7 protein-coding genes are annotated in these 12,886 nt (G+C 62.2%); 1 reads left to right on the plus strand and 6 read right to left on the minus strand.

All coding sequences use genetic code 11. The features are described 5' to 3' along the window. Positions 1–18: 18 nt before the first annotated feature. From NVS32_RS02500 to glgB, 6 genes are all read right to left on the minus strand, one after another. A complete protein-coding gene (locus NVS32_RS02500) occupies positions 19–3,294 on the minus strand; it encodes a 4-alpha-glucanotransferase (protein WP_258498509.1) in 3,276 nt (1,091 codons plus the stop codon). Positions 3,295–3,297: 3 nt separating this feature from the next. Continuing rightward, on the minus strand, positions 3,298–4,797 hold the full coding sequence (gene glgA, locus NVS32_RS02505) for a glycogen synthase GlgA (RefSeq protein ID WP_258498510.1): 1,500 nt from the start codon (positions 4,795–4,797) through the stop codon (positions 3,298–3,300). Between the two features lie 11 nt (positions 4,798–4,808). Next, positions 4,809–5,903 carry a glucose-1-phosphate adenylyltransferase subunit GlgD gene (gene glgD / locus NVS32_RS02510; protein WP_258498511.1) on the minus strand — a complete coding sequence of 365 codons (1,095 nt, stop codon included), beginning with the start codon at positions 5,901–5,903 and terminating at the stop codon, positions 4,809–4,811. A 3-nt stretch (positions 5,904–5,906) separates the two neighbouring features. Then, the gene (locus NVS32_RS02515; RefSeq protein WP_258498512.1) at positions 5,907–7,052 is read right to left on the minus strand and encodes a glucose-1-phosphate adenylyltransferase; all 1,146 of its coding nucleotides are present in this window, start codon (positions 7,050–7,052) and stop codon (positions 5,907–5,909) included. 73 nt (positions 7,053–7,125) lie between these two features. Further along, complete coding sequence (locus tag NVS32_RS02520; protein WP_258498513.1) at positions 7,126–9,555, minus strand: glycogen/starch/alpha-glucan phosphorylase; 2,430 nt, start codon at positions 9,553–9,555, stop codon at positions 7,126–7,128. A gap of 130 nt (positions 9,556–9,685) precedes the next feature. Next, on the minus strand, positions 9,686–11,908 hold the full coding sequence (glgB, locus tag NVS32_RS02525) for a 1,4-alpha-glucan branching protein GlgB (RefSeq protein ID WP_258498514.1): 2,223 nt from the start codon (positions 11,906–11,908) through the stop codon (positions 9,686–9,688). A 286-nt stretch (positions 11,909–12,194) separates the two neighbouring features. Here glgB and nth point away from each other — a divergent pair, with 286 nt between their 5' ends. Further along, positions 12,195–12,872, plus strand: coding sequence for an endonuclease III (gene nth / locus NVS32_RS02530; protein WP_258498515.1), 678 nt, complete (start codon positions 12,195–12,197; stop codon positions 12,870–12,872). The last annotated feature ends 14 nt before the right edge of the window (positions 12,873–12,886 follow it).

The raw sequence follows: 12,886 nt of genomic DNA on the forward strand, positions 1-12,886 counted from the left end.
AGCTATTCTCCGAAGCCCTTACCCCTCGACTGCCCTTCCGGACTCATCGGCAAGCTCGCGAAGCCAGGCGGCCGCAGCCTCAACGTCTGCCGCATCCGCCTGCCACGTCCAGTTGCCCTCGGCGACGCCGGGCACGTTCATGCGCGCATCGTTGCCCAGGAGCAGCACGTCTTGCAGCGGCATGATCACCACGTCATTCTCCACGCCAGCGGTACGACGCTCGATGTCACGCGCAAGCTCGACGGCCTTCTCGGCATCGCCGTCCGCAAAGCTGCGAGCACACCAGCCCACAAGGGTCTCAGTGTCGTGCGTGCCCGTATAGACCACAGAACCCCTGTTGGGCGTGAACTCGTTGCGTACGTCCTGGTCGGCAAACTGCACGATGCTCATGCCGGGCACGCCCGTCTCGGCAATAAGGGCGCGCACTGCCGGTGTGACGTTGCCCAGGTCCTCGGCAATGAGTGGCAGCCCGCCAAAGAGCTTGTTGGCCGCACGGAAGAGGTTGGCGCCTGGGCCAAAGGCGTACGCGCCCTCGGTTGCCGGCTTGCCGGCCTCAATCTCGTAGTACGAGGAGAACCCAATGAAGCGGTCAAGCCGCACATAGTCATAGAGCTTGAACGCGCGGTCAAGCCTGCGAAGCCACCAGTCGTAGCCGTCAGAGCGCAGGACGTCCCAATCGTAGGTGGGGTTGCCCCAGAGCTGCCCTTCGGCGGAGAGCTGGTCGGCAGGGGCGCCGGCCTGCATGGCCGCATGCCCGTCCCCATCCAGGTCAAAGATGTCCGGCTCGCTCCACACGTCCGCGGAGTCCGCCGAGACGTACATGGGCATGTCGCCCACGATGCGCACGCCACGCTCGTTGGCGTAAGCGCGAAGCTCGTTCCACTCCTGCTGGAACTCAAACTGCAGCTTGCGCGCCGTCTCGATGCCCGGCGCCAGTTCGGGGTCATCCGCAAGGCGCGGCGAATAGCTGCGATACTGCTCTGGCCAAGCCTGCCAGGGTGCGCCGTCGAACTTGTCCTTCAGCGCACAGAACGTGGCATAGGGCGTGAGCCAGTAGTCGTTATCGTCGCAGAACTCGGCGAAGTGGCCGTCGCCAAAGAGCGTGTCGTCGGCGAGAACCTCCTCGGGATCTCGCTCGAGAAGGGCAACGTTGCCTGCATTGGCGGCCAGGCCGGCATAGGGCGAACCAAACTCGTCCGTGGGGTTCACGGGAAGCACCTGCCAGTAGTGCTGGCCGCAGCTGGCCAGCCAGTCCACGAAGCGCTTGGCCGGCGCCCCCAGCGTTCCCGGCTTGCCGTTGTTGGGCACCGAGGTCACGTGGCACAACACGCCCATGCCGCGCTCGAGCGGCTTCTGGAGTCGCTCGTGCCTATGGAAGTGCAGCACCGCCGTACCCAGCGGCCAGAGGAAGACCTCCGCCTGGCCCTGCGATACCTTGGGGTCGCGGCCGGAGACAACATCCGAGACCTCCATGCCGCTCTCGATGGGAATCCGCACAGTGTGTGAGTTGTTCAGGCTGGCGTTGACCAGCACGCACACGCAGTCGCTCTTGGTTCGGCTCCTGCGCCAGAACCCAAACACGTCATCGCCCACCGCAAACGGGTTGAACCTGCCGTCCACCAGCACGTCGAGCGTCTTGCGCACGGCAATGGCGTTGCGGTAGATGTCAAAGCAGTCCTTGTCACCGCCGCCCCAGGGGTAGGCCGCGCGGTTGTAGGGGTCGCGGAAGCCCTCCATGCCGCGCTCGTCCCCGTAGTAGATGCAGGGGACGCCGGGCAGGGTCATCTGCAGCAACGTAATTGCCCACAGGCGGCTCTTGGCCAGGTTACGCTGACCGGGGTCAAGGCGATACGACGCACGCTCGGACTCGGAGAGCGTGTCGGGGTTGGGCGCGCCGCCCAGTGTCGTGAAGAGGCGCTCGCGATCGTGGCTGCCCAGGAGGTTGAGCTCGCTGTAGAGCGCCTGGCCAGGGTAGTTCTCGCCCAGCTGCTCCAGGCGCCTCGTGAGCTCCTGCGCGCCAATCTCGTTGCGCATGAAGGCGAGAAGTCCCTCGCGCAGCGGGTAGTTCATGGTGCCGTCAAGCTCCGAGCCCTCAAAGTACTGGCGCAGCGAGCCGTAGGCCGTCTTGTTGCTGGCGTCCTCCCACACCTCGCCAATGAGAAGGCCGTCGGGCTTCTCAGCGAGAACCGCATGCTTGATGTCCGCGATGAAGCTGTCGGGCAGCTCGTCTGCAACGTCCAGGCGCCAGCCGCGTGCGCCATCGCGCAGCCACCGGCGCACCACGCCCTCGCGACCGCAAATGAACTCGTGGTAGGAGGGGTCGTTCTCGTTGATGGCGGGAAGGTCGTCCACGCCCCACCAGCTGTCGTAAGTCCCGTCATCGTGGAATGTGTACCACGAGCGATAGACCGAATCGGTGCTCTGGTACGCGCCCACGGAGTCTGGGTAGTTCCCGTACTTGTTGAAGTAGCGAGAATCGCAGCCGGTATGGTTGAAGACGCCGTCCAGGATCACCGAGATGCCCATCTCCTCGGCGTCCACGCACAGGCGGCGGAAGCTCTCTTCGTCGCCAAGCATGGGGTCGATGGCCATGTAGTCACCGGTGTCGTAGCGATGGTTGCTTGCGGCCTCAAATATGGGATTGAGGTAGATCACCGTCACGCCCAGATCCTTGAGGTAACGCAGCTTCTCGCGAACGCCCTCGAGGGTTCCGCCATAGAAGTCCCAGCGCTTGATGCGGCCGTTCTCGTCCTTGTCGTAGGCAGGAGGCGTGGACCAATCGTCGACCACGGCACGACCTGGGCCGGCGATGTGCGGGCGCTCCATGGCAACGTCGGCCCTGCGGCGCCAGTCCTCCCCGCGGGCAAAACGGTCGGGAAAGACCTGGTACACAATACCGCCGCGATACCAGTTAGGCTGGATGGCGCGCTGCTTGTAGACGGTTATCTGGAACGACGGGGGGTCGCCGTAGGCAAACGCGCCTTCGCCGGTAGTCCAGCCAGGCTGCGCACCATAGCGCCACACGGCGCCGTCTGATGCCTCAATGTCGAAGCTGTACCAGATGATGCCGGTCCTGTCCGGGGTAAAGGTGACCGAGAAGTGCGTCACGCCACCGCGCTTCTCACCATGCATTTCGAGCAGGCGCTCGCCCACCCCGTCCGTCCAGGTGCGAAGCGTGCAGAACACCACCTCGTCATCCCAGACGTCGATGCCTACAGTAACGGCGCCGCCCAACCGGACGGCGCCAAAGGGATCTCTGTACTCCCTCTCGGAAGTTACGTGCCGCGCCTTCAAGCCTTACCTGTCTCTTCTCTTGTTGTACCTAATGACCTCAGGATGAAGCCCGTGGTAGATGTCCATGTAATCGTTTGCGGCACGGCGCCAGCTAAAGTCTGTCGCCATAGCCTGGAGCATGAGCTTAGTCCAGAGCTCCTGGTTAGTCCAGAAAAGCTCGCAGGCCCCCAGGAGGGTGTCCGCCATCTCGTCCGCGTTCATGTTGGAGAAGCGGAAGCCGGTGCCCTCGCCAGTGAACTTGTTGTATGGGACCACCGAGTCGCGCAGGCCGCCCGTCTCGCGCACGAGGGGAAGCGTGCCGTAGCGCATGGCAATCATCTGGGAGAGACCACAGGGCTCAAACTCGGACGGCATAAGCAGGATGTCGCCGCCAGCGTACATGCGGTGCGAAAGCGCGTTGTCAAAGGCAATGCGCGCGCACATCATGTCGCCGTACTTCTGGTCGAAGTAGCGGAACGCCTCTTCCTGGTCTGCGTCACCGGTGCCGAGAATGGCAACCTGGACGCCGCGCCTCATGATGCCGTCCATGGCATAGCGGACAAGGCCCAGGCCCTTCTGGTTGGTAAGGCGGCCAATCATCACCACAAGCGGGCGCGTGGGGTCTTGGCGCAGGCCAAGCTCCTCCTGGAGCGCACGCTTGCACTCGGCCTTGTTGGCAAGGTCATCGGCAGAGTAGTTGGCCGTGATCATGCCGTCGGTCTTGGGGTTCCAGATGCTCGTGTCGATACCGTTGAGGATGCCCGTCAGGATGTTGGAGCGCCTACGGAAGATGGGGTCGAGCCCCTCTCCGTAGAACGGCATCTGCAGCTCGTAGGCGTAGCTCGGGCTCACGGTAGTGAGGGCGTCCGCGTAGCACAGGCCGCCCTTCATGAAGTTGATTGAGTCCTTGTCGCAATAGAGCTGGTCACGAGCGGCGGGAATGTCGGCAAGGCCAAGAATGTCGGAGAGCATCTTGTCTCCGTACTGACCCTGGAACTTGATGTTGTGGACCGTCATGACGGTCTTGACGTTGTTGCACTGCGGGGCGCCGCGGTAGAGCTCGCGGAGAAAGACAGGGCAGAGCGCAGTCTGCCAGTCGTTGCAGTGCAAGACGTCGCAGGCGAGCTCGGGCACCTTGACAATGGCCTCGCAGATGGCCTTTGAAAAGAAGGCGAAGCGCTCGCCATCGTCGAAGTAACCGTAGAGCCCGTCGCGCTTGAAGTAGGCTTCGTTGTCCACAAAGTAGAAGTCGAGACCCTGAAGCTCGAGCTTCTCGATGCCGCAGTAAACGTTCCTCCACGCCAGGGGCACGTAGAAGTCCGCGACATGCTTCATGCGGTCACGGTACTCCTGGGGGATGGTCCCGTACTTGGGCAATATGACTGCCGCCTTAGCACCGGCGTGCTTGAGCGCGCGCGGGAGGGATCCCGCCACGTCACCCAGGCCGCCAGTCTTGGCGAACGGCACCGCCTCTGAGGATGCGAAGAGAATCCTCAGCTTCCTGCGGTGTGCGCTTGTTGGCATGGTTCCCACCTCTACTCGCGACCCTTTTCCTTGATGAGGACGTCCTCGGGAGTGCCACGAAGCTCGGTGCCTGCTGGGACGACGTTGTTCCTATCGACAATTGCGTTCTCAACACGAGCGCCGCTCTTGATGACGCAGTCCTGCATCACCACGGAACCGCGAATGGTGGCGCCGCTCTCAACAATGACGTTGCGACCCAGGATTGAGTCGCCCACGTTGCCAAAGATGCGGCAGCCCGCGGAGACAAGCGAGTTAGTGACGTGGGAGCCCACCTCGAACTTTGCTGGCGAGGTGTCATGCGCCTTGGTCTTGATGAAGCGGCCCTCGGGGAAGAGCTCAGCGTTGATGCGAGGATCAAGCGCGTCCATGTTAGAACGGTAGTAGCTCTTCTTGTTGAAAACGGCCGCGGCATAGCCGTCAAAGTTGTACGCCTGAACGTTCACGCGGCCGTAGTCGTTGCCCATGGCCTCAAAAAGGTCGAGGTAGTCGGTGGCAGCGTACCAGTCGAACATGTCGAGCAGCAGCTGGCGGCTAATCACAAAGCAATCGAGGAAAGCGGTGTCGCCAAACGAGACGCCGTGCTTCACGCCCGTGACGCGAGAGCCGTCCAGCTCGAAGCCGGTGACGTCGGCATCATTGCCGCTGGCCTGCTTGGTAAGCACAGTGACGTCGGCTCCGGAAGCAACGTGGGCGTCGTACAGCTCGTTGAGGTCCATGTTGTAGACAAAGTTGGCGGTCGAGAAGATCACGTAGTCAGACTTGGACCTCGTGAAGAAGACCTTGTTGTGCACCAGGTCGCGCAGCAGGAAGCGCGCGCCGGTGCGAGAGGTGCCAAAGGCAGAGCCAGGGAGGACAAACAGGCCGCCGTTCTTGCGGTCGAGGTTCCAGTCCTTGCCAGAGCCCACGTGGTCGATGATCGAGCGGTAGTTGTAGGGCATGACCATGCCCACGGTGCGCAGGCCAGCGTTCACCATGTTGGACAGGGGGAAGTCCACCAGGCGATAGCGGCCGAGGAACGGCATGGACGCAACCGGGCGGCTCTCGACGAGCGCGCTCGGGGACTTGGCCGAGTAGTTGCACGTAATGAGGCCGATGACCTTTTCCATTGCTTACTCCCCCTTCCCGACAACGACGTCATTCCCAATGACGGCCGTGTCCTTCGTAGAGTCGACGCTACCGAGGTTCACGTTCTCCTCGACGACAGAGTTCTCGCCCAGGATCGCGCGAACAACGTGCGCGCCGTTCTTCACGACGGCACCGGGGAGCAGGACGGAGTCGACAACCGTGGCATGCTCGCCAACGTAGGCGTCGACCGAGAGAATCGAGTGCTTGGCCTTGCCGTAAACCTGAACGCCGTTTGCGACCAGGCAGTCATCGACATCGCCATCGCGGCCCACGAACGCGGGCGGCCTCGTGGAGGCGTTACTCATGATGGGGAAGTCCTCGCTGTACAGGTCAAAGGCGGGGTTGGGGCCGAGAAGGTCCATGCTCGTCTCGTGGTAGCTCGAGATGGTGCCCACGTCGCGCCAGAAGCCGCTGAACTCGTAGGTGTAGAGGCGCTTGCCGTCGGCCAGGAGCTTGGGGATGATGTTCTTCCCGAAGTCGTGCTCGGACGTCTGGTCGACGGCGTCCTCCTTGAGGGAGCTCTCGAGGAGGTCGGCGTTGAAGATGTAGATGCCCATGGACGCGAGGTTGGAATCGGGCTTCTTAGGCTTCTCGGTAAACTTGAGGATGCGCTCGTCATCGTCCTGCGTGATGATGCCAAAGCGCGAGGCCTCCTCCCAGGGCACCGGCATGACGGCGATGGTGAGGTCGGCGTTGTGGCGCTTGTGGTTCTCGAGCATCTTGCCGTAGTCCATGCGGTAGAGCTGGTCGCCCGAGAGGATGAGGACGTACTCCGGGTCGTTCTGGTCGATGTAGCCAAGGTTCTGCGTCACGGCGTCTGCCGTGCCCTCGTACCAGGCACCGCCAGTCTGGGTGGCATAGGGCGGCAGAATCGAGACGCCGCCGTCACGCTCGTCGAGGTTCCACGCCTCGCCGGTGCCAATGTAGGAGTGCAGCAGGTACGGACGGTACTGGGTAAGCACGCCCACCGTCGAGACGCCCGAGTTCGCGCAGTTAGAGAGCGCGAAGTCGATGATGCGGAACTTGCCGCCGAACGAAACTGCCGGCTTTGCCACGTTGCTGGTGAGCGCGCCAAGCCTGCTGCCCTGCCCTCCGGCAAGAAGCATCGCGATGCATTCCTTCTTGCTCATAAGGTCCCCCATTCCCTTCTAACGTCCCAACACATGCCTCATGCCTTCAACCCGCAGGTTTGCGGGGTAGTTCCTATGCCTCAATATGCCAGATGTCACTCATGTACTCGCGAATGGTTCGGTCACTAGAGAAGTATCCGGCCTTGGCGGTATTGTGCAGCGCCGCCTTGTTCCATGCGGCACGGTCTCCGTAGGCGGTGGTGAGCTCGTCCCAAGCGTCAACATAGGAGCGGAAGTCGCGCAGAACGAGGTCCGGATCATTGCTCACCATGAGGTAGTCGTGGATGCTCTCGAAGTTGCCCGAGAGACGTGCGAGCGAGCCGTCGGAGAGCATGTCCACCACACGGCCAAGGCGCTCGCGGTCGGCGTTGTACTGGTCCCAAGCGAAGTAGTGGCCAGAGGCACGCAGCGCCTCGACCTCCTCGGTGCGCAGGCCAAAGATCTTGATGTTCTCGTCACCCACGAGCTTTGCAATCTCGACGTTGGCACCGTCATAGGTGCCCAGCGTGATGGCCGCGTTCATCATGAGCTTCATGTTGGAGGTGCCGGATGCCTCGGTGCCGGCGGTCGAGATCTGCTCGGAGATCTCGGCGGCAGGATAGATGAGCTGGGCGCTCGACACGGCGAAGTTGGGAACGAAGGCGACCTTGATCTTGTCGTTCACACGCGCGTCGTTGTTCACCACGTCGGCCACCGAGTTGATAAGGCGGATGACCTCCTTGGCAAAGGTGTAGCTCTGGGCAGCCTTGCCCGAGAAGATGAACGCCGTGGGACGCGGGTCAAAGTGCGGGTCTGCGAGGATGCGGTTGTAGATGTCCAGGCTCTTGAACACGTTGAGCAGCTGACGCTTGTAGGCATGGAAGCGCTTGACCTGCACGTCGAAGACCATGGAGCAGTCGAGGTCGACGCCGGAGGTCTCCTTCACGTACGCCGCAAGGCGCTGCTTGTCGGCAAGTTTGGCCTTCTCCATCTCGTCCAGGAAGCCAGCATCCTGCTCGTAGGCCGTGAGCTTCTCGAGCTCGAAGGCGTCGTCCAGCCAGCCCGTGCCAATGGCACCGGAAATCAGGCGCGCGTAGGAGGGGTTGGCCTCGGCAAGGAAGCGGCGGTGCGAGACGCCGTTTGTCTTGTTGTTGAACATCTCGGGATTGAGGCGGTAGAAGTCCTTGAGCACGCCCTCCTCGAGGATGCTCGTGTGAAGCGCGGAGACGCCGTTCACCGAGTGACTGAAGATGATCGAGAGGTTTGCCATGCGCACCTGGCCGTCCCAGAGGATGGCGGTGTTCTTGAGCATCTCTCCCCAGTCGTCGAAGGAGTGGGGGAAGCTCTCGCGATAACGGCGGTCAATCTCCTCGATGAACATGTACAGGCGCGGCATGAGGGCACGGAAGGTGTCGATGGGCCACTTCTCCAGTGCCTCGGGCATGACCGTGTGGTTGGTGTAGGAGATGGTCTGCTTGGCAATCTTGAACGCTAGGTCAAAGTCCACACCGCGCTCGTCTACCAGGATGCGCATGAGCTCGGGGCCGCACATGGCTGGGTGCGTGTCGTTGGTGTGGATGGCCACGTGGTCGGCGAGGTGCTCCCAGTCGGGGCCAAAGTCGCGCTCGTAGGTGCCGAGGATGGTCTGCAGGCCAGCGGAGACAAACAGGTACTCCTGCTTCAGGCGCAGAATCTTGCCGTGCTCGCCGGAGTCGTTGGGATAGAGGATCGTAGAGATGGCCTCGACGTCGGAGCGGAACTTGTTCGCCTTGGCGTAGTCGCCGGCGTTGAACGCGTCGAGGTCGAAGTTCTCCTCGTAGGGCTCGGCGCTCCAGAGGCGCAGGCGATTAATCTTCTTGGTGCCATAGCCAACGATGGGCACGTCATACGGAACGGCGCGCACCTTCTCGCCGCCCTCCTGGGTGAACCAGTAGCGACCAGTCTCGTCCTCGTGGCGCACGACCTGGCCGCCAAACTGGACAATCACCGTGTCGGAGTCGCGGCGAGACTCCCAGGGGAAGCCGTTCTCGAGCCAGTTGTCGGTCTTCTCGACCTGGCGACCGCCCTCGATGACCTGGCGGAAGAGACCATAGTGGTAGCGCATACCGTTGCCGTAGCCGGCAATGCCCTCGTGTGCCATGGAGTCGAGGAAGCATGCGGCGAGACGCCCCAGGCCGCCGTTGCCCAGGCCAGGGTCTGCCTCCTGGCGGCAAATGGTCTCGAGGGAGCCGCCCATGTCCTCCACGCCCTTAGCGACAAGGTCGTGAACGCCAAGGTTGAGAAGATAGTTGTCAAGCAGCGGACCAAGGAGGAACTCGAGGGAGAAGTAATAGACCTTCTTCTCGCCCCTCTGGTGCGTTGCCACAGAAACGTTACGAGACTTCTTCGCGATGAGCGTCGCGAGCACCTGGTAGCGCTCGAGCTGAGTGCAGTCCTCGAACTTCTTGCTGAGGTCTGCCATGCAAGCCTCGCGATACTGCTTCTCGAAATCTGCGGTGTCCTTGAAGATCTTTTCCTGTGCCATGTGACTCCAATGTCATGCTCTGCGGGACGGAACGCCCCAACATTACATGGGAACGTTCCCGTCTCATTATACGGGCGCATTCGTCACGCGCGCGTTGCCTGACGGTATGGCGCGCGTGACGAATGACGGTTTACTTGGTCTTTGGCGCCTTTGTCGAAGACGCTCGACGAGTCGCGGGCTTCTTCTCTGCGGCAGCCTTAGCTGCGGGCTTTGTCGTAGTCTTGCTCGCCACCGTCTTCTTGGCCGCGGGCTTCTTTGTTGCAGGCTTGGCGGGCGCCTTCTTCTCGGCGGCTGCAGCCTTTGCCTTTGCTGCCGGCTTCTTTGCCGCCGTGGCCTTTGTCGTGGCGGTCTTTACGCGCGTAGTGGTGGCGCGACGCTTCCTCAACGCTCCGGTGCGGTGCAGGATGAGGCCGCCCAGCGGCGGCACGCGCAGGACAACAGTCTGCTCGCGGCCGTTCCACGGAGTCTCGCTGGTCTCGAGCTTGCCAATGTTCACCACCCCGGAGCCGCCAAACTGCTCGGCGTCGGAGTTGAAGAGCTCCTCGTAGTAGCCCTCTTCGGGCACGCCAAGGCGGAAGTCCTCACGGGCGTTCACGTCAAAGTTGATGAGAATGACGAGGTCGTCCTTGGGGTTGTCGCCCCTACGGATGAACGAGATGATCGACTGCTTGGCGTTGTCGGCGTCGATCCACTCGAAGCCGTCGCTCGTGTAGGAGCGCTGCCAGAGCGCAGGGTGCGCGTTGTAGAACGCGTTGAGCGCAGCAACGAACTGCTGCTGGTGACGGTGGGTGTCGTACTGCTCGGCAAGGAAGTACTGGATGCCCTCGTAGTAGCGCCACTCGATGAACTGGGCGATCTCGTTGCCCATGAAGTTGAGCTTGCCGCCCGCGTGTGTCATCTGGTAGAAGGCAAGCGCCCTCATGCCTGCAAACTGGCACCAGTAGTCGCCGGGCATGCGCGTGATGAGCGAGCACTTGCCGTTGACCACCTCGTCGTGGCTAAGCGGCAGCACGAAGTTCTCGTTGAACTGGTACATGGTGGAGAACGTAAGCAACCTGTGGTTGCCCGGGCGATAGGGGAAGTCGGTCTGCATGTAGTGCAGCGTGTCGTTCATCCAGCCCATGTCCCACTTGAAGTTGAAGCCCAGGCCGCCGTCCACGGGCGGGTAGGTCACGAGCGGCCACGCCGTGGACTCCTCGGCAATCATCGAGACATCCGGGTAGTACTTGCCCACCGTGGAGTTGCACTGGCGGACAAACGCGATGGCGTCGTCATCCTCCTCGGTGCCGCGCGAGTTGAACTTCTTGAGACGCGGGTCGTCCACGCCAAAGTTGAGGTAGAGCATGGAGGTGACGCCATCCATGCGGATGCCGTCGGCGTGGTACTCGTCAATCCAGTAGAGCAGGTTGGAGATAAGGAAGGTGCGCACCTGTCCACGCGAGAAGTCGAACTTGTGCGTACCCCAGTTGGGGTGAACCTCGTTCTCGTAGAGCATCTCGCCGTTGAAGGTGGCAAGGCCCTGCTCATCGGCACAGAAGCCACCGGGCACCCAGTCGAGAATCACGCCGATGCCGGCCTTGTGGCAGGCGTCGACAAAGTGCTTGAACTGCTTGGGCTCGCCGTAGCGCGAGGTTGGGGCGAAGTAGCCCGTCACCTGATAGCCCCACGAGCCGTCAAACGGATGCTCCATGACGGGCATGAGCTCGATGTGCGAGTAGCCCATGGTGCGCACGTAGTCCACCAGCTCGACGGAGAGGTCATCGTACGAGTAGAACTCGCCGCGCTGCGCGGGAAACGGGTCGCCGGGGCCAGGGTAGGTGCCATCCGGGCGCGGGTCTCCCTGCGGCTCGTCTCCGTGGCGGCGCCACGAGCCAAGGTGCACCTCGTAGATGTTGAGCGGGGACTTGAGCTTGTCTTCCTTTGCGCGCTTGGCAAGCCACGCCTCGTCGCTCCAGGTATAGCCATTGATGTCATACGTGCGCGAGGCCGTGCCCGGGGCCTTCTCGGCAAAGAACGCGTACGGGTCTGCCTTGTAGAGGCGCTTGCCGGAGTTTGTCTCGATCACAAACTTGTAGAGCGAGCCCATCTGGACGCCGGGGACAAAGCCCTGCCAGACATCGCCGGTCTTGGTCTTGGCAAGCGGATTGGCCCCCTCATCCCAGTTGTTGAACTCCCCAATCACGTGAACGCTCTTCACCTGGGGCGCCCAGACGGCAAAGTGGAAGCCCTCGGTGCCGTTCTCGTCGACGGCCTGATGCGCACCCATCTTGTCGTAGCTGCGGTACCACTCGCCCTTTGCCAGCAGGTAGAGGTCGTCGTCGCTCAAGTACAGAGAACTGTCACGAGTCTGCATGCTCGCTCCTCACGCGTCGTTTGTGTCCCCCATGGGGTGTGACGTGCGGTTTATTGGCCGTCGCCCCCGTCATTCTCCAATTATATTCCATAAACGCAAACTGACCGGGGACGCACAGGTGTTGGGCAAATGAGTGCGGGAACGGTTCCACATAACGGTGCGAGCGGTGATTTTGGGTGCCCGAGCGGCTTTGTCGAAGCCCCGGTGGAATGGCCACGGCGAGCATTGCCGCCATGTCAAATTGCGGCCCACTGGGTATCATTGACGACAGACGAGAGGAGCTGCTATGCCACGGGAGTCAAAGAAGTCAAAGCGGGAGCGCGCCACAGAGATCTGCCGGCGCATGGGCGAGCTGTACCCCGGCGTAAAGAGCGCCCTCACATTTGCGAACCCATTCGAGCTGGTGATATGCGTGCTGCTCTCGGCACAGACCACCGATGCCGGCGTGAACCGCGTGACGCCGGAGCTCTTCTCGCGCTGGCCTGACGCCCAGTCCATGGCCGCCGCAGACCCCGAGGAGGTTGGCGAGGTTATACACTCCATTGGTTTCTGGCGTGCCAAGTCCAAGCACTGCGTGGAGACGGCACAGATGATCGTCTCGGACTTTGGCGGAGAGGTTCCCGGGACCATGGAGGAGCTCTGCCGACTGCCGGGCGTGGGGAGAAAGACGGCCAACATCGTGCTGAACAAGGCATTTGGCGTAGTAGATGGCATTGCGGTGGACACCCACGTGTTTCGCCTGGCAACGCGCTTTGGGCTCACCCGCGCAACGACGCCAGCGGCTGCCGAGAAGGACCTTCTCGACGTGATTCCGCGCGAGCTGTGGTGCAACGTTAACGAGGAGTGGATCCACTTTGGGCGCGACGTATGCACGGCACGCTCGCCCAAGTGCGCAGGGTGCCCCATGGCCGACGTCTGCCCGAGTGCCGGCCAGCCCGACCGCTACATCAATCGAAGGAACTAGCGTGCGCGGGGGCG

It is taken from the genome of Tractidigestivibacter montrealensis (assembly GCF_024741235.1).
Taxonomy (GTDB): domain Bacteria; phylum Actinomycetota; class Coriobacteriia; order Coriobacteriales; family Atopobiaceae; genus Tractidigestivibacter; species Tractidigestivibacter montrealensis.